This window comes from Devosia sp. Leaf420 (assembly GCF_001425445.1).
GTDB lineage: Bacteria > Pseudomonadota > Alphaproteobacteria > Rhizobiales > Devosiaceae > Devosia.
This window is the reverse complement of the sequence record NZ_LMQU01000012.1, coordinates 475,417-495,293: the sequence shown is the minus strand read 5'-3', so window position 1 is coordinate 495,293 and position 19,877 is coordinate 475,417. Positions and strand designations below refer to the sequence as shown.

20 protein-coding genes are annotated in these 19,877 nt (G+C 60.5%); 8 read left to right on the top strand and 12 right to left on the bottom strand.

All coding sequences use genetic code 11. The features are described from left to right. Positions 1 to 25 precede the first annotated feature (25 nt). On the top strand, positions 26 to 637 hold the full coding sequence (locus tag ASG47_RS15730) for a glutathione S-transferase family protein (protein ID WP_061910695.1): 612 nt from the start codon (positions 26 to 28) through the stop codon (positions 635 to 637). 35 nt (positions 638 to 672) lie between these two features. On the opposite strand, the gene ASG47_RS15725 is transcribed toward ASG47_RS15730, so the two are convergent. Then, complete coding sequence (locus ASG47_RS15725) at positions 673 to 1,131, bottom strand: GatB/YqeY domain-containing protein (RefSeq protein WP_061910693.1); 459 nt, start codon at positions 1,129 to 1,131, stop codon at positions 673 to 675. Positions 1,132 to 1,317: 186 nt separating this feature from the next. Between ASG47_RS15725 and carA the strand changes: the two genes are divergently transcribed. Beyond that, positions 1,318 to 2,529 (top strand): glutamine-hydrolyzing carbamoyl-phosphate synthase small subunit, encoded by a 1,212-nt coding sequence (gene carA / locus ASG47_RS15720; RefSeq protein ID WP_061910691.1) that lies wholly within the window; start codon positions 1,318 to 1,320, stop codon positions 2,527 to 2,529. A gap of 37 nt (positions 2,530 to 2,566) precedes the next feature. Here the strand turns inward: carA and ASG47_RS15715 are convergent, their stop codons facing one another. From ASG47_RS15715 to ASG47_RS15705, 4 genes are all read right to left on the bottom strand, one after another. After that, a complete protein-coding gene (locus ASG47_RS15715) occupies positions 2,567 to 4,105 on the bottom strand; it encodes a glycosyltransferase family 32 protein (RefSeq protein WP_061910689.1) in 1,539 nt (512 codons plus the stop codon). A gap of 113 nt (positions 4,106 to 4,218) precedes the next feature. Beyond that, the gene (locus ASG47_RS20750; protein ID WP_156464136.1) at positions 4,219 to 4,395 is read right to left on the bottom strand and encodes a hypothetical protein; all 177 of its coding nucleotides are present in this window, start codon (positions 4,393 to 4,395) and stop codon (positions 4,219 to 4,221) included. A gap of 71 nt (positions 4,396 to 4,466) precedes the next feature. Further along, complete coding sequence (locus ASG47_RS15710) at positions 4,467 to 4,973, bottom strand: hypothetical protein (protein WP_061910687.1); 507 nt, start codon at positions 4,971 to 4,973, stop codon at positions 4,467 to 4,469. Positions 4,974 to 5,023: 50 nt separating this feature from the next. Next, positions 5,024 to 5,947, bottom strand: coding sequence for a neutral zinc metallopeptidase (locus tag ASG47_RS15705; RefSeq protein ID WP_061910685.1), 924 nt, complete (start codon positions 5,945 to 5,947; stop codon positions 5,024 to 5,026). Positions 5,948 to 6,211: 264 nt separating this feature from the next. Here ASG47_RS15705 and ASG47_RS15700 point away from each other — a divergent pair, with 264 nt between their 5' ends. Continuing rightward, on the top strand, positions 6,212 to 8,188 hold the full coding sequence (locus tag ASG47_RS15700; protein ID WP_061910683.1) for a bifunctional 2',3'-cyclic-nucleotide 2'-phosphodiesterase/3'-nucleotidase: 1,977 nt from the start codon (positions 6,212 to 6,214) through the stop codon (positions 8,186 to 8,188). Between the two features lie 35 nt (positions 8,189 to 8,223). On the opposite strand, the gene ASG47_RS15695 is transcribed toward ASG47_RS15700, so the two are convergent. Next, the gene (locus tag ASG47_RS15695; protein WP_061910681.1) at positions 8,224 to 8,667 is read right to left on the bottom strand and encodes a MarR family winged helix-turn-helix transcriptional regulator; all 444 of its coding nucleotides are present in this window, start codon (positions 8,665 to 8,667) and stop codon (positions 8,224 to 8,226) included. Positions 8,668 to 8,781: 114 nt separating this feature from the next. On the opposite strand from ASG47_RS15695, the gene ASG47_RS15690 reads away from it, so the two are divergent. Next, positions 8,782 to 9,219 (top strand): organic hydroperoxide resistance protein, encoded by a 438-nt coding sequence (locus tag ASG47_RS15690; protein ID WP_061910679.1) that lies wholly within the window; start codon positions 8,782 to 8,784, stop codon positions 9,217 to 9,219. 53 nt (positions 9,220 to 9,272) lie between these two features. On the opposite strand, the gene ASG47_RS20425 is transcribed toward ASG47_RS15690, so the two are convergent. The 3 genes from ASG47_RS20425 to motA all read right to left on the bottom strand — a co-directional run bounded on the left by ASG47_RS20425 (position 9,273) and on the right by motA (position 11,409). Continuing rightward, positions 9,273 to 9,446 carry a DUF1328 family protein gene (locus tag ASG47_RS20425; protein WP_082511770.1) on the bottom strand — a complete coding sequence of 58 codons (174 nt, stop codon included), beginning with the start codon at positions 9,444 to 9,446 and terminating at the stop codon, positions 9,273 to 9,275. A 115-nt stretch (positions 9,447 to 9,561) separates the two neighbouring features. Further along, positions 9,562 to 10,482 carry a flagellar motor protein MotB gene (locus tag ASG47_RS15685; protein WP_061910677.1) on the bottom strand — a complete coding sequence of 307 codons (921 nt, stop codon included), beginning with the start codon at positions 10,480 to 10,482 and terminating at the stop codon, positions 9,562 to 9,564. A 63-nt stretch (positions 10,483 to 10,545) separates the two neighbouring features. Then, a complete protein-coding gene (gene motA / locus ASG47_RS15680; RefSeq protein WP_061910835.1) occupies positions 10,546 to 11,409 on the bottom strand; it encodes a flagellar motor stator protein MotA in 864 nt (287 codons plus the stop codon). 182 nt (positions 11,410 to 11,591) lie between these two features. Between motA and ASG47_RS15675 the strand changes: the two genes are divergently transcribed. From ASG47_RS15675 to carB, 4 genes are all read left to right on the top strand, one after another. Continuing rightward, on the top strand, positions 11,592 to 12,017 hold the full coding sequence (locus tag ASG47_RS15675; RefSeq protein WP_061910675.1) for a hypothetical protein: 426 nt from the start codon (positions 11,592 to 11,594) through the stop codon (positions 12,015 to 12,017). A 40-nt stretch (positions 12,018 to 12,057) separates the two neighbouring features. Further along, complete coding sequence (locus tag ASG47_RS15670; RefSeq protein ID WP_061910673.1) at positions 12,058 to 13,161, top strand: THUMP domain-containing class I SAM-dependent RNA methyltransferase; 1,104 nt, start codon at positions 12,058 to 12,060, stop codon at positions 13,159 to 13,161. Between the two features lie 129 nt (positions 13,162 to 13,290). Continuing rightward, positions 13,291 to 13,659 carry a response regulator gene (locus ASG47_RS15665; protein ID WP_061910671.1) on the top strand — a complete coding sequence of 123 codons (369 nt, stop codon included), beginning with the start codon at positions 13,291 to 13,293 and terminating at the stop codon, positions 13,657 to 13,659. A gap of 671 nt (positions 13,660 to 14,330) precedes the next feature. After that, positions 14,331 to 17,642 (top strand): carbamoyl-phosphate synthase large subunit, encoded by a 3,312-nt coding sequence (carB, locus tag ASG47_RS15660; RefSeq protein WP_061910668.1) that lies wholly within the window; start codon positions 14,331 to 14,333, stop codon positions 17,640 to 17,642. 80 nt (positions 17,643 to 17,722) lie between these two features. On the opposite strand, the gene ASG47_RS15655 is transcribed toward carB, so the two are convergent. From ASG47_RS15655 to ltaE, 3 genes are all read right to left on the bottom strand, one after another. Continuing rightward, positions 17,723 to 18,334 carry a hypothetical protein gene (locus tag ASG47_RS15655; protein ID WP_156464135.1) on the bottom strand — a complete coding sequence of 204 codons (612 nt, stop codon included), beginning with the start codon at positions 18,332 to 18,334 and terminating at the stop codon, positions 17,723 to 17,725. A 55-nt stretch (positions 18,335 to 18,389) separates the two neighbouring features. Then, the gene (locus ASG47_RS15650; RefSeq protein WP_061910664.1) at positions 18,390 to 18,755 is read right to left on the bottom strand and encodes a hypothetical protein; all 366 of its coding nucleotides are present in this window, start codon (positions 18,753 to 18,755) and stop codon (positions 18,390 to 18,392) included. A 67-nt stretch (positions 18,756 to 18,822) separates the two neighbouring features. Continuing rightward, positions 18,823 to 19,842 (bottom strand): low-specificity L-threonine aldolase, encoded by a 1,020-nt coding sequence (ltaE, locus tag ASG47_RS15645; protein ID WP_061910662.1) that lies wholly within the window; start codon positions 19,840 to 19,842, stop codon positions 18,823 to 18,825. Positions 19,843 to 19,877: the final 35 nt, after the last annotated feature.

Sequence of the window (19,877 nt, the reverse complement as noted above, 5' to 3'; positions counted from 1 at the left end):
GAAGAGGCGGCACTAGGAGGATTTTATGACTGAAAGAACGCTCTACTACACGCACAACATCAACCCGCGCGTCGCGGTCGCCGTCGCGCGCCATCTCAAGTCGCCAGTCGGCTACATCCGCTACGAGCCGATGGGCGCCGACCGCGAGAAATTCTTGCCGCTCAATCCCAATTCGCTTGCCCCGCTGCTCGTCGAAGATGGCAAGCGGCTCTGGGAAGCCGATGCCATTTCGCTGCGCCTTTCGCGCCTTGCCGGTGGTGCCTTCTGGCCCGATGAGTTCGCTGTCGAGATCATGATGTGGGTGAGTTGGAGCGCCCACCATTTCACCAATGCCGGTGCGGCCCTCGTCTGGCACAACCACACCGCAAAGTCGTTCATGGGCGATCCGGATCCGCAGGTCGTTGAAGATACGACGAATGATTTCAAGCGCTTCGCCGCGATCCTCGATTCAACGCTTGCAGACCGCGCTTGGCTCGTTGGCAACAAACTGACCTATGCCGATTTCCGCGTCGCTTCGGCCCTGCCCTATGCCGAGCGCGGCCTGATCCCGCTCGATCTCTTCCCCAACATCCATGCCTGGCACGACCGCCTCGACGAGATCGATGCCTGGCGCGACCCATTTGCAGGCCTTTCCTGAAACGAACGGGGCGCCTCTCGGCGCCCCACATTCGATCAACCCTGCGCTGCGAGTGCGCTCCGCACCTGCTGGCTCACCTTCCCGAAGTCGATTCGCCCCGGATAGTTCGCCTTGAGCTCAGCAATCACCTTGCCCATGTCCTTCGGCCCCTCGGCGCCGCTGGAGGAAATAGCAGCAGTGATGGCCGCAGCGACTTCTTCCTCGGTCAGTGGCTTGGGCAGAAACTCGTTGAGAATATCGATCTCTTCCTTTTCCACCGTCGCGAGATCGGCGCGGCCGGCCTGGGCATAGATGGCAAAGCTCTCTTCGCGCTGCTTCACCATCTTCTGAATCATCGCGAGGACTTCGTCGTTGGTCGCCGGCCCCTTGCCATCGCCGCGATTGGCAATATCGCGGTCCTTGATGGCCGCATTGATGGCGCGCAGCGTCGCCGTACGCCGCTGATCCCGGGCTTTTAGTGCGGTTTTGAGGCCTTCGCTGATCGTTTCGCGCATCTTGGTGTGCTCCTTGCCATGCAGATTCTTGCCCCCATATAGGCATGAAACGCGGACTGCGCCACTTGCGCTCTCCGGCTTGGCCTTCTAAGAGGAGGCCTCAACCGACATCCCTCGCACCCACTGTAGCGGCTCACCCCGTTTGCCTGTGCGCGCGAACCGACGAACCAAGCATGGAGACCGACCGTGACCCGCTGGCAGCAATCCCCCGCGACCGCAGTTCTTATTCTGGCTGACGGCACGCGCCTTGAGGGCCATGGCATTGGTGCAGTTGGCCATGCCGCAGGCGAAGTGTGCTTCAATACGGCGATGACCGGCTACCAGGAAGTCCTCACCGACCCCTCCTATGCCGGCCAGATCATCACCTTCACCTTCCCCCATATCGGCAATGTCGGCACCAACGATGAAGACATCGAAACGGTGAACATGGCCGCGCTCTCGGGCGTCCGGGGTGTCGTCCTCAAGGCAGACATCACCAACCCCTCGAACTACCGCGCCGCCGAAAAGCTCGATGCCTGGCTCAAGAAGCGCAACATTATCGGCATTGCCGGCGTCGACACCCGCGCCCTGACCGCGCGCATCCGTGAAAACGGCATGCCCAATGGCGTCATCGCCCATGAGCCCACCGGCCAGTTCGACGAAGGCTCCATCAAGGCCGAACTCAATGCGTTTCCGGGCCTTGAAGGCCTCGACCTCGCCAAAGAAGTCACCACGGCCCAGACCTACCACTGGGACCAGACCAGCTGGCAGTGGAACAAGGGCTACGGCACAGTCGAGAAGCCAGATTTCCACGTCGTCGCCATCGACTACGGCGCGAAGCGCAACATCCTCCGCTGCCTCGCCGATCAAGGGGCCAAGGTCACCGTCGTCCCGGCCACGGCGACAGCTGCCGACGTGCTCGCGCACAATCCCGACGCCATATTCCTGTCCAACGGCCCTGGCGATCCGGCGGCGACGGGCAAATATGCCGTCCCGACCATTCAGAAGCTGATGGAAACGGGAAAGCCCATGTTCGGCATTTGCCTCGGTCACCAGTTGCTCGGCCTTGCCCTCGGCGGCACGACCAGCAAGATGCACCAGGGCCACCATGGCGCCAATCACCCGGTGAAGGATCTGACGACGGGCAAGGTGGAAATCACCTCGATGAACCATGGTTTTGCCGTAGACACCGAAAGCCTGCCGGCTGGCGTCACCCAGACCCATATCTCGCTGTTCGACAATTCCAATGCCGGCCTCGCGGTCGATGGCAAGCCGATCTTCTCGGTGCAGTACCACCCTGAAGCCAGCCCCGGCCCACAGGACAGCCACTACCTCTTCACGCGCTTCCTCAATCTGGTGCGCAAGGAAAAGGGCTTGGCAGAGCTGCCCGAGCACAAGGCACCCGGCGAAGCCGCCTAAAGCATTGAAAAGGGCAGCGCCAAAAGCGCTGCCCTTTTCAATTCTGGTTGCTGCGTACGACTTCGAGCTCGGTCAGCCCGCAAACTTCAAAGCCCCGATCCCGCGCCATGATGCCAAACGCCTCGGCGCCAAGGTGCAGCTTGTAAGGCGTCTCCGCGAAGCGTACGCCCGCCTCAATCACCGCCCGCTCGATCAGGACAAAGCTTTCTCCGACTCCATCCAACGGCAAGACGGCAAACGCCTTTTGACGCCCGAGATAAGTCCGGAACGCCCGGTCACGGCGCACCGCGCCATCTCTGCCGCGATCCTTGTAAAGCACCTTGAAGGGCGCCGCTTTTTCATATCGGAACAATTGGTCGTCGCCCGGCGTCCCGGTTTCGTCGACGACATTGGCTGAGACCACAGGCCGCTCTGCGCCCAGCATCCTCTGGATCACATCCGGCGGGAAGTCCTGAATAGATCCATCGATCAGCAGCACCCAGTCAGCGCACGGCCCATGGCTGTCCAAAATGTCATTGTCCCGCGCCGCGACGCTTGCATAATCTCCGGCTACGATCACCGCGTTCAGCCCCTTCTCGGCCACCAGCGCGTCCAAACCTTTCACATCGGCACGACCCGGAACATGCAGCGTGATGGTCAAGCGATCACGCGGATAATCGAGGCGCATCAAGGCGTCAGCCAATCCCGTCGACAGGGCGCCATCTTCGAGCCGAACGGCCACGTTAACACTCGGTCGATCCGCCGACGGACGGATGTTCTGATCGATATAGAGATGCAGCGGATCGGCAATGACCACCTTGGCCAAGGACGGATTGGCCAACTGCCTGAACTGCCATTTGGCCCGCGTCGGCGCCTGAAACAACGCATTGAAGCGCTTGCTCCGCTTGTGCCAAGGCACCCAGGTCGTCATCCAGACATGGGACACCAGCGGCTCCGCCTTCGAAACCACTGGCGCGACCGGATCGAGCAAGGCGACGGCTTCGGCATCTGTCCCAGTCTTCCGCCCATCAACGAGCAATGGCGACCACACCCTTGGCGACAGCAATGTCGGCCGCTCGTTACGCGGCAGCCGCAAAACCGCTGCCGTCACCATGGATGGACCCGTAGAATAAAACGTCTCCTGATCCAACAGCGACGGCATTCTCGCGATGATATCCAGCCAAAGCCGATGCCTCGGGACCGAGCCCATAAAGGCGTTGGTGATCAGGAACGGCACGCCCTGATGATGGCGATCGGGAAAGATGTGCTCGAGCGGTTCAATCCCAAGGAAACACTCATGCTGAAGCAGTTCATCGATGGGCCGGAATGGCTCGACATCGAGGTCTGCATAAACGCCACCCAGCGCTCCAAGCACGAGATAGCGAAACGCGTCCGCTCGCTGGATCATCTTGGGATAGGCGTCATAGGTGGCGAGAAAATCGGGATATGTTTCTTCAACGAAACCCCGCATGGTCTCGTCGGTCCAGAGCCGGATATCCCAATCCGGATGCAGGCTGCGCCACGCATCGTAATAGGTTTGCATCTGCCGCGGCAGGTCAGTGGATTTCCAGGTGAAGTGCAGGATTTTGGGGATCATGGCGGCCCATGCGTAAAACTAGGCAGGGTTTACCCAACCCTGCCCTACGCGGCCACCCCTATCTCACCCGTGAGCGCTCAACCGGTCTCAGTCGACCCTCTCACGTCATCACGCTAGTCATACGTATCTTCATTCGCGCCAGCCGACAGCGGACCCTCGGCCCCTGGCAGATCCTCGTCGCGCGATCCAGTCGCGGCCTTCTTGTCCTTGTCAGGCACTGGCCGGCGGTCAGCCTCGGCGCGATGAGTGGCATTGGCTTGAGCGGTATTCGTCTCTTTAGGTTTGCTCATTTGCAATCTCCTTCAGTCTGAAGGAAATGCTTGAGCCACCCAAAGCGGTCCATCACGAATGCGCTCCTAGTTCATCCCCATTTGCTCAGCAGCGGACCGGCCTGACCGCCGACCGGATCGGTCTTTGGCAAGGCCACCTGGGCGATCCGTTCATCCGCCCCCGGCCGCTCGCCAGGCTCGCCCTTCAATCGATCGGCGCTCATCCCCGGCGGATATGCCCCCACCACCAGAAAGTCCGCGCTCGATCCGACATTTTTGTGCCCGATGCCCGCTGGAAGAACCATAACATCGCCAGCCACCACCTCGAACACTCGTCCCTCTGGACCGCCAAATTGCAGCCGCGCCGAACCGCGTGCCACGCCAAGACACTCATGCGCCGTCGAATGGAAATGGTGAAAGTCATAGACGCCATAGCGCCAGGCACTCGGCCAGCCATTCTGATCGAAGAGCGCCTCCATCGCCTCCGGCGACGGCTCGGCGACCGCCCGCCGATAGATGATCACCGGCAGGCTGTTGTTGGGAAATGTCCCATCATCGGCAAAATGCTTGATGGCGATGTCAGCAAGATTGCCCTGCATTCAAAACTCCTTGGCCGAGGACGCAACGCGTCTCCCGGCCAAGGGTTCGCCTAGATATTGCCCGAGAACGTATCGCACTGGTTGGGCTCGCCCGACCGATACCCGCGCTCGAACCAGGTGCGGCGCTGCGCTGACGTGCCGTGCGTAAACGTCTTGGGCACGGCATAGCCCTGCATCCGCTCCTGCAGCTTGTCGTCGCCGATCTGCTCGGCAGCGTTCAGCGCTTCGTCAATATCGCCAGATTCCAGGAGGTTCTGCTCGCCGGCAAAGTTCGCCCAAACGCCAGCGTAGCAGTCGGCCTGCAGTTCCACGCGCACCGAATAGGCATTGGCTTCTTCTTCGCTCATGCTCTGCCGACGCTCGTTGAAGTCAGGCAGCACGCCGGTCAGGTTCTGCACATGATGCCCGATTTCATGGGCAAGCACATAGGCCTGCGCAAAATCGCCGGGCGCGCCAAACTGCTGGCGCAGCTCATCGTAGAAACTGAGATCGATATAGACCTTGGAATCGACCGGGCAGTAGAACGGACCCATCCGCGAATCCGCAGTGCCGCAACCGGAATCCGTCTGGTTGGTGTAAAGCACCACCTGCGGCTCGGTGTATGTCTCGCCCGCAGCGGCAAACACCTGGTTCCAGAGATCTTCGTTCTCCTTGACGACGACGCCGACGAAATCGGCCATCTCGTCCTGACCTTCGGCCGGCAATTGGCGTGATGTCGTGCTCGATGGCGCGGCGCCCGAACTGCCGCCCAGCATGTCCATCGGGTTCTGTCCCGTGACCAGCCAGACGATGCCGAGCAACACAACGATCCCAATGATGCCACCGATGCCGCCGCGCGAGCCACCGCCGCCACCCGTCGGCAGTCGGATGCCACCACCACGGCCGAATGGCGAGCTGCCAAAGCCGCCGGAACTACCCGCCTGCCCGCGTCTGTCTTCGATATTGCTGCTGCGCTCGCGCCCACGCCATTTCATGGAGATTGCCCCTTCACAACGCTGTTATTGCTACCAACAAGAGACAAGGGTGGGAACAGGTTGCATCCTGTCGTTCGCTGTCATCGCAATGTCATAAATTGACCGCCTGGTAAAACAATCCTAGCCTCCCTCCGCCGCCGTCACGGCACCGTCACCGAACGGAGGCAAGAGCAGGTCTCGCCCTTTTTTGGGAGCGGCCATAGCCGGTTAACCGGCAACCGGAGGTGCACTTCCGGAAACAATGGCAAATACTTGGAGAAGTCGATGAATTTTCACCCGAGGATATCCCGCCGTACCTTTCTCGCCGGTTCCGCCAGTCTAGGAGCCATCGCGGCGATGCACCCCTTTGCCGTCCATGCGCAAGCCAATCAGGCCCATCTGCGCATCATCGAGACCACCGATCTACACGTCGCGGCACTTGCTTATGACTACTATGCCGACGCGCCCAATGACACGATGGGCCTCGCACGCACCGCCAGCCTGATCGAAGCCATCCGCGCCGAAGCCGGCAATTCCATGCTGCTCGACAATGGCGACATCATCCAGGGCAATCCGATGGGCGACTACATCGCCTATGAAAAAGGCCTCGATGGCAACGTCCACCCGATTATCGCTGCAATGAACACGCTGGGCTATGAAGCCGCGACCCTTGGCAATCACGAATTCAACTACGGCCTCGAATTCCTCGACAAGGCTCTCGAAGGCGCCGAATTCCCCTTCGTCTCCGCCAACCTCGTCCGTGGCGACTTCGCAGCCGATGCGCTTAGCGACGACACTTACATCACGCCCTATCGCATCGTCGAAAAGGAACTGACCGACGGCTCCGGCGCCACCAAGACCATCAAGGTCGGCCTCATCGGCTTCCTGCCGCCCCAGATCATGACCTGGGACGCGACGCACCTTGAGGGCAAGGTCAACACGCGCGACATCGTCGAAACCGCCAAGGCCTACGTGCCGCGCATGAAGGAAGAAGGCGCCGACATCATCGTCGCCCTCTCCCATTCCGGCATCGCCGCCGACCAGACCACTGGCGCCGAAAACGCCTCGCTGCAGCTTGCTGGCATCGAAGGCATCGACGTGGTCCTGACCGGCCACCAGCACCTGGTCTTCCCCGGCCCCGATTATGAAGGCATCGAAGGCGTCGACATCGAAGCCGGCACGCTCGCCGGCAAGCCGGCCGTCATGCCGGGCTTCTGGGGCAGCCATATGGGCCTCATCGACCTCCTCCTGGAGCAGGATGCCGATGGTAAATGGACCATCGCTTCGCACACCTCCGAAGCCCGCCCGATCTCCGAGCGCGTCGATGGCAAGGTGCAGCCGCTCGTCGAAGACGAAGCCGAAATCGTCAGCGCGGTTGACGATGAACACCAAGAAACGCTCGACTACATCCGTCGCCCGGTCGGCGAAACCGCCGCGCCGCTTTATTCTTATTTCGCGCTCGTTGCTGATGATCCATCGGTTCAGATCGTGAGCCAGGCCCAGACCTGGTATATCCAGCAGATGATGAAGGGCACAGAATGGGAAAGCTTGCCGATCCTCTCAGCCGCTGCTCCCTTCAAATCCGGCGGTCGTGGCGGTCCTGATTATTACACCGACGTCCCCGTCGGCCCGGTCGCCATCAAGAACGTCGCCGACCTCTACCTCTATCCCAATACGATCCAGGCCGTTGTCATCACCGGCGCCGACGTCAAGAACTGGCTCGAACGCTCGGCAGGCATCTTCAACCAGATCGAAGCCGGCGCCAAAGATGCCGAATTGATCAATCTCGACTTCCCGTCCTACAATTTCGACGTCATCGACGGCGTCACCTACAAGATCGACCTCACCCAGCCCTCGAAATACTCTTCCGATGGCAAGGAAGAACCGAACCCCGATGCCAACCGCATCGTCGATCTGATGTATGACGGCAAGCCGGTCGATCCAGCTCAGAAGTTTGTCGTTGCGACCAACAACTATCGCGCTGGCGGCGGCGGCACCTTCCCGAACATCAATTCGGACGTGATCGTCTTCAAGGGCCCCGATACCAACCGCGACATCATCGTGCGCTACATCATCGAAAACGGCACGATCGATCCCAAGGCAGACAGCAACTGGTCCCTGGCGCCCATCGCCGACACCACCGTCCTCTTCGCCACAGGCCCCAAGGCCGCCGAGCACGTCGATGATGTCACCGCGATCAAGATCGAAGCGACAGGCGAAACCAACGAGGACGGTTTCGGCATATATCGCATCACGCTCTAAGCCAACAAAAAGGGGAGCCGCTGGCTCCCCTTCCCCTATCGCACCGCGGCGTCGAGCCGCTCGCGCAGTGAATCCAGCTCTTGCCGGAGCGCGTCGATACTTTCGAGCGATCCACCGGTCCCCTCGACGACCGCCAGCGGGATGGCCAATGCCTTGGTTTCCATCTCCCGCCCCTCGTCCGTCAGCTTGATCCGCACCTGCCGCTCATCGACCTTATCGCGCTCGCGGCTCACCAGCCCCCGCGCCTCAAGCCGCTTCACCAATGGGGTGATCGTGCCGGAATCGAGGAACAATCGCTCGCCCAAGGTCTTTACCGTGATGTCGTCCTTCTCCCAGAGCACGAGGAAGACGAGATATTGCGGATAGGTGAGATCGAGCGCGTCCAGCCGCGGCTTATAGAAACGCGTGAAGGCGTGTCCGGCCGAATAAATGGCAAAGCACAGCATCTGGTCGATCGTCGGCATCTTTTTAATAACCATGCGCCCTCTCCAACTTCGATCCAACCTATCCCACAAATTTCTATTGCGCGCAATTTAATTGTGCGCTATTGAATTCCGTGTCACGAGATTTCAGCCCTCTCACAGGAGCAAAACATGTCGATCAAGTCTGCAGTCTATACCGCCCACGCCCACACCACCGGCGGCCGCACCGGCACCAGCAAGACCGATGACGGTCGTCTTGCCGTAACGCTCGACACCCCCAAGGCCATGGGCGGCAATGATGGCCCGGGCACCAACCCTGAGCAGCTCTTTGCCGCCGGCTATTCCGCCTGCTTCCTCGGCGCGCTGAAGGCCGTCGCCCGCGGCGAAAAAATCAAGGTTCCCGACGAAACCACGATCGACGCTTCCGTTTCGTTCGGCGAAAACGCCAATGAAGGCGCCAAGGGCTTCAACATTGCGGTCGAGCTCAAGGTCAACCTCCCCGGCTTTTCCAAGGAAGACGCAGAATCCTTGGTCCACAAGGCCCACGAAGTCTGCCCCTATTCCAACGCCACCCGCGGCAATGTCGACGTCACGCTGACCGTTGCCTAAAACACCAAGGGCGCCGCAAGGCGCCCTTTCTTCTCTCCGGCTGCAGCTAATTTTCAGAACAAAATGGCTAGCCCCATCATCGTCAGAATGACGATGAGACCGATGCCGAGCAGCATCAAAACGAAGATGATCTTGGCAAGGCCTGCCGCGCCAGCTGCGACGCCGGTAAAGCCCATGGCGCCCGATACGACGGCGACAACGATCAGAATAAGCAACAACTGCAACATGACGCTTCTCGCAGAATAGAACTCTGCAAAGAAGAACGCCGCGCACTGCGCGGCGTTCCAGCATGTTATCGTTCCTGAGCCGCAAAAGGCTCAGGAAAATAGAGACGCCACAGTCCTATGGCTTGAGGCTCATCGGTACTGGCGGCGCTGTCTTGATCACAGTGATCTTCACGCGCTCATTGGCCGCCATATAGGGATCGTTCGGGAAGAAGGGTTCATCCGTCGCCCGGCCGGACACCGACTTGATGCGATCATCGCTCAGCCCAAATTCACCCAACGTCGACCGCACGACATTGGCGCGATCAGCCGAAAGCTCCCAGGCGCCATAGCGCGGATTTTCATAGCGCCCACCAGCGGCCGTATATCCCGATATCGACATCTGCGCATTGAGCTGCTGCAGATAGGGCGCCATTGCAGCGATCGCTGCGCGCGTCGTTTCCAGCGGATATTTCGAACCCTCGGGGAACATGCGACGGCCCTGCTGGTCGACGATCTGGATATCGAGACCATCTTCGGTCTCTTCGATCATCAGATTGTCCATGAACGGGGTCAGCTCAGGCATAGACTGCCAGGCCTGGCGAATGCTCGCCGCAGCCGAGTGGAATTCCTGCGAATCCACCGATTTGAGATTGAATTCAGAATCGCTCGTCGCCTGCAATTCGCTACCATTCTCTTTGGCCTGCCCGCCCACAGCCTTCTCGGCTTCACCCGTGGTGGCGTCAGAGGGCGATGCCGGCTCCTTGGCCGTGATGTCGGAAGCCGAGCCGGACATGCTCGCGCCTTCGTTGTCCATCGCCTGCCCGCCCATGACCCCGCCTGCCCCGCTGGAGGAAAGGCTGATCGATGGTGGCGAGAAGTAGTCGGCGAGACCCTGCTTTTGCTCTGCCGTCGTCATGTTGATGAGCCACATGAGGAGGAAGAAGGCCATCATGGCCGTCACGAAGTCGGCATAGGCGATCTTCCACGCCCCGCCATGGTGGCCGTGGCCACCCTTCTTGACCTTCTTGATGATGATTGGCTGTTCGAAATTGGCCATGGCCGCCCCGCAGAAAACTACTGCGCCGCCCCTCGGGGCGGCACGTTACTCGAAAAAATCAGATCAGGTCGCAGCCGGGAGGGCCGCAGTAGCCTCTTCGACCTCGTTGAAGGTCGGGCGCACATCGCTCATCAGAGCTTTGCGGGCAAATTCCACCGCCATAACAGGCGGCTGGCCGCTGATATGGGCGAGAAGGCCGACCTTCATCGAGAGGAAATACTTGGATTCAGCTTCGAAGATGCCGCGCAGCGACTGCGCCATCGGGCCAAAGAAACCGTAAGCGACGAACACGCCGAAGAAGGTACCGACGAGAGCGCCGCCGATGAGGTGGCCGAGAACTTCCGGCGGCTCGGTGATGGCGCCCATAGTCTTGATAACGCCAAGCACGGCGGCCACGATGCCAAGAGCCGGCGTACCGTCAGCCAGGGCCTGCATGGCGCCGACGAGCTGTTCCTGCTCCTGGTGATGGGTTTCGAGTTCCTCGTCCATCAGCGCTTCCATTTCATGGGCATTGTTCGTGCCCATGGTCACCATGCGCAGATAGTCGCACATGAATTCCACCGCGTGGTGGTTCTTGGCAAAGGTCGGGAAGCGGTTGAACAGCTCGGAATCGTGCGGATTTTCGATATGCGGTTCGATCGCCAGCACACCCTTGGCCTGGATCAGCTTGTAAAGGCTGAACTGCAGGCCAAGCAATTCTACGTAGGCCGCCTTGTTGTAGCGCGGCCCTTTGAACAGCGTGCCGAAAATGCCGATGGTCGACTTCAGCACCCGGCCACTATTGCCGATGATGTAGGCGCCGATCGCGGCACCCAGAATGATGACGAATTCGAAGGGCTGCCAGAGAACTTCGACGTGCCCGCCCATTGCGGCATAGCCGCCGAGAACGCAGGCAAAGACAAAGATAACACCGATAATGAGACGCATCGAACCCGACCTGACGCAATACTGAAACTCGCGGGGGGAGCAGACCAGGCCTGCCATCTCCGACAGGGCCATAATGGCGGTCTACGCTTAACGGGCGGTATATTTTGCCGCCCGTCTTGTAGTCGCCGTGATTTGAAGCAAATCTGCCGCACCTAGCCGATATAGGTCCCGGAGAACAGTTTATGCGCCTCGCCATCGCGGCTCTCGCCCTGCTTATTTCCAGCCCAGCCTTTGCCAGCGAAGAGCAGGTCTATGCCGACATCGAGAATATTCACGGCAATGCCGACGGATTTTTCGAGCTTTTCTCGGACGTTCAGCAGGCATCCACCTATAATCCGGTCGATTTTGCTGCCTTCGCCATCTATCCGCTGACCATCAATGCCAATGGCGAAACCTACGATATTCTCAGCCAGCAGGATTTCGAGGACAACTTCGATACCCTCGTCACCCAGGAAACGATCGACGGCGTCGCGTCTCAGGATGTCGATGATCTGATCGTCACCAGCGAAGGCGTCGGTCTCGCGAACGGCGCCATGTGGATCACTAATGTCTGCCTCGATGACTCCTGCGCGGATACGCAGTGGGGCATCTTCTCGATCAACAACTGAGCCCATTGCAGCCAAGGGATGGGCAAGCTAGGTCAGACGGATGACCGCCAGCTTCCCCATCTATCTCGTTTCGACCCCCGGCCTTGAAGCGCCTCTTTGCGAAGAGGCGCTCGAAAATGGCTTCCCCTCGTCGCGCGTCACCGATGGCGGCGTCACCTTCGAGGGTACCTGGGCCGACGTCTGGCGCGCCAATCTCGTCCTCCGCGGCCCCACCCGCATCCTTGCGCGCTTCGCTGAATTCCGCGCTATGCACTTGGCTCAACTCGACAAACGCTCGCGAAAAATCCCCTGGGGTGATTTTCTCAGCCGCAACGTTCCCCTCCGCGTCGAAGCCAGCTGCAAGCGCTCGCGCATCTACCACGCAGGCGCCGCCGCCCAACGTGTCGCCATCGCCATTACCGAAGAGTTCGGCGCACCGATCACTGAGGACGCCGCCCTCCGCGTCATGGTCCGCATCGAAGACGACCTCGTCACCCTCAGCATCGACACGACCGGCGAGTCGCTCCACAAGCGCGGTTTCAAGGAAGCGGTCAACAAAGCCCCCATGCGCGAAACCATGGCGGCCATGTTCCTCCGCCAATGCGGTTTTGATGGCATCGAGCCCGTGCTCGACCCCATGTGCGGCTCCGGTACCTTCGTCATCGAAGCCGCCGAAATCGCCTCTGGCCTCATCCCCGGCCGCCAACGCAGCTTCGCCTTCGAAAGCCTCCCCTCCTTCGACACCAAGGCCTTCGCCGCACTGCGCCCCCACACCCCTGGCATCACGCCGTCCGTTCTCTTCCACGGCTCGGACCGCGACGCTGGCGCCATTCGCATGGCGAACGAAAACGCCACGCGCTCCGGCGTCGACGCCATCACCCGCTTCGAGCAAAAATCCATCGAAGAACTGGAGCCACCGCCCGGTCCGCCTGGTCTCGTGATCCTCAACCCGCCCTATGGCACGCGCATTGGCGACAAAGCCCCGCTCGTCAGCCTCCACCGCACCCTTGGCAAAGTGCTCAAAACACGCTTTGCTGGCTGGCGCGTCGGCATCATCACCGCCGACAAGTCCCTCGCCCAGGCGACCGGCCTCAAATTCGAGCCGGCCTTGGCCCCGGTGCTCCATGGCGGCATTCGCGTCGCACTCTATCGATCGCAGCTCTAAGTAGAGCCGCAAGTTCAATTCGATACAATTTTAGTAAAATCCTAACCATACTGACAGCCATGCTATCACCGCATGCAACGTTCAGCTTTCCACGGGCTTCCCTTTATGTCTGTGCGAGAGGGGAAGCCGATGTCGAATCTTTCCAAGATCCTGGTAGTCGAAGACAGTCCACTGCTTCTGCTTGATCTGTGCGATCAGCTTGAGGAGATGGGTTACACCCCGGTATCGGCGACGACCGCTGCAACTGCCGCGCGTCTGGTCGATGATACGATCACCGCAATGATCACCGATATAGAACTCGGGCTTGGACCGGATGGTCTGGCTCTCGCCCGGCTCGCCGCGCAGGCGCGACCTGGCCTGCCGATCGTGGTCGTCTCAGGCGGCGTTATCCCGACAGCAACCGATCTGCCTTTGGGCGCCACCTTCGTGCCCAAGCCCTACAGCCTCGATGCCGTTCTTGCCGCCCTTCACAGCCAGAAAATGGCGACAGCAGCCTAAAAAAGCAAAAGCCCCGGCCGAAGCCGGGGCAAATGGGAGGCCGCTTACTGGGAAGCTGGCGGTGTCGCCGGCGTCGTGGCCGGAGGCGTTGCTGGCGTAGTCGCAGGTGCTGGAGTGGTCGTGGTGTTCGACGGTGCATCTGCAGGCGGCGGAGCATCCCCACCACAAGCCGCAAGAGCCATAGCCGTGACAACTGCCAGAGCAGCAAATCGCAAGTTCTTCATATCTACCTCATACAATGAATGATCGACTTTTGATCACGCCCATGTGAGGCGCCTAACAAGGCAGGTATTGGACCACTCTTGGGTCATTCTTGGGCAAAGATTAGGCAAGGATGACAGAAGCTAATCTCGGTGGTCGTGCAAATCCTGCACATAGAATTCTCGACTCGCTGCCGAAGTAGACCGCAACACGCAGTTTCACTGCGCTCTCCAATCGTCCCGCAGTATCCATTCTCCACGCCGCACGCGGAGAGCCATGGACAAACGCACCGCAAAGCACTCGGCCCCTTCCCTTCCCGCGACTCTTCGGTTAGACAGCCCACCTAACCACCATGTTCGGTCTTCTTCCCCGCGTTGCAGCGCTCAGTTGCCGTGCGGGTTTCGCGCGGACAGGTGTGTCCGGGCGATTCCTCCCCTCGCCCGCTTCCAAATTGTTAGAGAGCGAGCGCCATGCCAAAACGTACCGACATCAAATCGATCCTGATCATCGGCGCGGGCCCCATCATCATTGGGCAGGCATGCGAGTTCGACTATTCCGGCACTCAGGCCTGCAAGGCGCTGAAGGAAGAGGGCTACCGGATCATTCTGGTAAACTCCAATCCCGCGACGATCATGACCGATCCGGATCTGGCCCACGCGACCTATATGGAGCCGATTACCCCCGAAGTGGTCGCCAAGATCATCGAGAAGGAACGCCCCGACGCGCTCCTCCCCACCATGGGCGGCCAGACGGCGCTGAATTGCGCCCTGTCGCTGCGCAAGATGGGCGTCCTCGAAAAGTTCGGCGTTGAAATGATCGGCGCGACTGCCGAAGCCATCGACAAGGCCGAAGACCGCGAACTCTTCCGCGATGCCATGAAGAAGATCGGGCTCGAAACCCCGCGCTCCATGCTCGCCCACAACACCATCGAAGCCCTGCAGGCGCTTGAGGTCATCGGCCTCCCCTGCATCATCCGCCCGAGCTTCACCCTTGGCGGCACCGGCGGCGGCATCGCCTACAACCGCGAAGAATATCTCGCCATCGTCGAGAGTGGCGTCGACGCCTCTCCCACCAACGAAGTCCTCGTCGAAGAATCCGTCCTCGGCTGGAAGGAATACGAGATGGAGGTTGTCCGCGATAAAAAGGACAACTGCATCATCATCTGCTCGATCGAGAACATCGATCCCATGGGCGTCCACACCGGCGACAGCATCACCGTCGCCCCGGCCCTGACCCTGACCGACAAGGAATACCAGATCATGCGCGACGCCTCGCTGGCGGTTCTGCGCGAGATCGGTGTTGAAACCGGCGGTTCCAACGTTCAGTTCGGCATCAACCCTGCCGACGGCCGCATGGTCGTCATCGAAATGAACCCGCGCGTCTCGCGCTCGTCCGCTCTTGCATCGAAGGCCACCGGCTTCCCGATCGCCAAGGTCGCCGCCCGCCTCGCCGTCGGCTACACGCTCGACGAATTGGAAAACGACATCACCGGCGGCGCCACCCCGGCCTCGTTCGAGCCGACCATCGACTATGTCGTCACCAAGATCCCGCGCTTCGCTTTCGAAAAATTCCCGGGTGCCGATAATCGCCTGACCACCTCGATGAAGTCGGTCGGCGAAGCCATGGCCATCGGCCGCACCTTCCAGGAATCGCTCCAGAAGGCCCTGCGCTCGCTCGAAACCGGCCTCACCGGTCTCAACGAGATCGGCATTCCCGGCCTCGGCGAAGGCGAAGACAAGAACGCCATCAAGGCCGCCCTCGGCACCCCGACGCCAAACCGCCTCCTCCACGTCGCCGAAGCCATGCGCCTTGGCCTTTCCAACGAAGAAATCTTTGAGGCCTGCAAGATCGACCCGTGGTTCCTCGAACAGATGCGCGGCATCGTCGACATGGAAGCCAAGGTCAAGGAGTTCGGTCTCCCGCAGGACGCCGCCAACCTGCGCCAGCTCAAATCCATGGGCTTTTCGGACTCGCGTCTCGCCCAGCTCGCTGGCGTCAAGACCTCGGATGTCCGCAAGCTGCGCCATAGCCTCGAAGTGCGTCCCGCCTATAAGCGCATCGACACGTCCGCCGCCGAATTCGCGTCACCAACCGCTTACATGTACTCGACCTACGAAGCCCCCTTCGGCGGCAAGGTCGAAGACGAGTCCCGGCCGTCCGACCGTAAAAAGGTCGTCATCCTCGGTGGCGGCCCCAACCGCATCGGCCAAGGCATCGAGTTCGATTATTGCTGTTGCCATGCAGCCTTCGCGCTGGCCGATGCCGGGTACGAAACCATCATGGTCAACTGCAATCCGGAAACTGTTTCGACCGACTACGACACCTCCGACCGCCTCTATTTCGAGCCGCTGACCGAGGAAGACGTCATCGAAATCCTGCTGCGCGAAAAGCAGAACGGCACGCTCCATGGCGTTATTGTGCAGTTCGGCGGCCAGACCCCGCTCAACCTCGCCGAGGCCGTGCAGAAGGCCGGCGTGCCGATCCTCGGCACCCAGCCCGACTCCATCGATCTCGCTGAAGACCGCGATCTGTTCATGAAGCTGCTCAACCGTCTCGAGTTGACTCAGCCCAAGAACGGCATCGCCTACAGCCTTGAACAATCACGCCTTGTTGCCGAGCGCTTGGGCTATCCGCTGGTCATCCGCCCGTCCTATGTCCTCGGCGGCCGTGCCATGGCGATCGTGCACAGCGCGAACGAGTTCGAGCGTTACATTCAGGATACCCTGACCGGCCTCGTGCCGCCCGATATCCTCCAGCGCTACCCCAATGATCGGACCGGGCAGATCAACTCTGTCCTCTCCGACAACCCGCTGCTGTTCGATGCCTACCTTTCCGGCGCCATCGAAATCGACGTCGACGCCCTCTGCGACGGCAAGGACGTCTTCGTTGCCGGCATCATGGAGCACATCGAAGAGGCCGGCATTCACTCCGGCGATTCCGCTTGCTCCCTGCCCCCGCGCAGCCTCCCGCCCGAAGTCATCGAGGAACTCAAGCGCCAGACCCGCGAACTGGCCTTCGCGCTCAAGGTCGGCGGCCTGATGAACGTCCAATACGCCTATAAGGATGGCACGATCTACCTGATCGAAGTGAACCCACGCGCCTCGCGCACCGTGCCCTTCGTCGCCAAGGTCATCGGCGAACCCATCGCCAAGATCGCTTCGCGCGTCATGGCCGGCGAAAGCCTTGCGAGCTTCAATCTCACCGAGAAGAAGCTCAAGCACATCGCCGTCAAGGAAGCCGTCTTCCCGTTCAACCGCTTCCCCGGCGTCGATACGGTGCTCGGCCCTGAAATGAAGTCGACCGGCGAAGTCATCGGCCTCGACAACAATTTTGCCATCGCCTTTGCGAAATCCCAGATGGGCGCCGGCCAGAAGGTGCCAACCTCAGGCAAGGCCTTCATCTCGGTCCGCGATGACGACAAGCAATACATCGTCGATATGGCCCGCCATCTGGTCGAAGCCGGCTTCGAAATCCTCGCGACCGGCGGCACCCAGCGCTATCTCGTCGATAACAATGTGCCCGCGACCAAGATCAACAAGGTCCTCGAAGGCCGTCCGCACATCGTCGACTCGATGAAAAATGGCGGCGTGCAGCTGGTGATCAACACGACCGATGGCCTCAAGTCGATCTCCGACAGCCGCGACATCCGCCGCACGGCGCTCTACGCGAAGATACCCTACTACACGACCATCGACGGCGCCCTCGCCGCCGTAGAAGGCATAGTTGCCCTCCGCCAAGGCAGCCTACAGGTCCGCGCCCTGCAGGAATATTTCGCGGTCTAATCCAGCCACAATCGTGCCTCCCTCTAAATAGAGGGAGGTAGCGACTCTAGGCCCGAAGGCTTAGCAAAGCTAGGCGCACGTTACTTCGCCGGACAATCTTCAGTCGTCGTCTGCGACGTCAGCTTCCCATCGACAACACTGACGACGCTAGCCTCGATGCTCCGCTGCCCCACACTGGCATCGCAACTATCGATATAGACATCGGGCAGCGTCTGGATCACCTCGGGCGCGTCGCCGAGCTTGACCGCACTGAGCCCGATCGCCATCGTCCCCATATTGTAAAAGCTCCCCTCGCCCACGAGCTCATCGATCCCGTCCCCATCGAGATCAACCGCCACCACGGGCCGTGAAAACGCCGCATCCTCTGGCAATGCCCAATCGGCCACCTGTTCGTCGCCAGCAAACACAACGAGACGCTGATCGAGCTTCGGGAAGGGATCGGCCGCAGCCGGCGATCCATTGCTCACGAGATAGCCGATCTCGTCCGCCCCGGCCTTGGTGAAAGCCCCCTTCACCTCACCAAGCACCTCGACACCGCCACCGATCTTTTCTGCGATCGGACTCCATTGCGCCGTATCGGCAATATCGAGGGCATTGCCGTCATTATAATCGATCACAACCTGGTCCTGTGCCAAGGCTGGCCCGATCAACAGACCAGCCGCTACTATGATCGTCGTCGCACGAAACATCATTTTGCTACTCCCTATCTTTCGCTCAGCTTTGAGGACCCGCGCGGCAAAACCAAGGCTAGCCCGGAAAACTGGTGGCGAGCACGATCAGCCAGCTCACAACGGCGCCAATCCATAAAATGACAAGATAGGTCCGTCGCCGCGGCCAATCCCCGACGCCCCGCTGCTTGAGCGCATAGCCAACGGGACCCGCCACGAGAAAGCTAAACGGCCAGATCAGCCCCACCGCGATCAGCACCGGCCAGACCCAGGGCCCGTTCCAGTCATCAAGCGGCGGATAAAACATCGAGACTACCGGAAACACGACGCCATAAAGCGCCATGCCCAGCATGCCGAGGCTTGCAAAACCGCCGATCAAAAACAGCACGAAGGCCAGCACGGACCATTTGATCGCGCCGATATAGCCAAGAACAGACCTGAGCATGGGCAGCTCCTCCGTGCTCCCCTAATGGCAGACCGCACCCACTGGTTGCCGCCAAACCCGTTTGCCATCAGGCGAAAAACCGATCCACCAGCGCCAAAGCGCCATCGATATCTTCATCGGTGACATCGAGATGCGTCACCCAACGCTGCTGTCCATAGCGCCCCGTAATGCCGACGCCATTCTCGCCAAGATAATGGCTAAGCCGATCGCCCAATTCGGGCTCCGCCTCCACCCAGAGAATATTGGTATCCGGCATCGTCAACTTTAGCGCCTTATGCCCTGCCAGCCCCTCGGCCAGCCGCTTTGCCCGGCGATGGTCTTCGGCCAAGCGCACCACATTGTTCTCGATCGCATAGAGCCCCGCCGCCGCCAGCATCCCTGCCTGCCGCATACCCCCGCCCAGCATTTTCCGGTGCCGCCGTGCCGTGTCGATCAGATCTTTGCGCCCAACGAGGACCGATCCAACCGGCGCCCCCAACCCTTTGGAAAGGCAGATGGAAACCGTATCGAACGGCGCCGAAAACTCGGCGATCCCCAAGCCCAACTGCGTCACGGCATTGAACGCCCGCGCGCCATCGAGATGCAGCCCAAGCCCGTGCTTGCGCGCAATGCCAGCGACTTCGTGCATATAGTCGACGGGAAGTACACGGCCCCCAAAGGTGTTCTCGAGTGCAATGACGCGCGTAACAGCAAAATGGCTATCGCCCGGCGCCTTGATCGCTGCCTCGATTTCCTTCGGGTTCATCGTGCCGTCGGCCCGATGCGCAATCGGCTGCGGCTGGATCGAGCCGAGCACGGCAGCGCCGCCCGCCTCATATTTGTAGAGATGGGCATTCTGTCCAGCGATAAACTCCTCGCCACGCCCACAATGGCTCATGAGGGCGAGAAGATTGGACATCGTCCCCGAAGGCACGAAAATAGCGGCCTCCTTGTTCAAGAGACCCGCCATTTTCTGCTCGAGCAGATTGACCGTCGGATCATCGCCAAAAACGTCGTCGCCCACTTCGGCCGCAGCCATGGCGGCGCGCATGCCCTGGCTTGGCCTTGTCACTGTGTCGGAGCGAAAATCGTGGCGAATGCTATTCATGGGAGCCTCCAGTCGGACGCTCCCCTTGTGCCAAG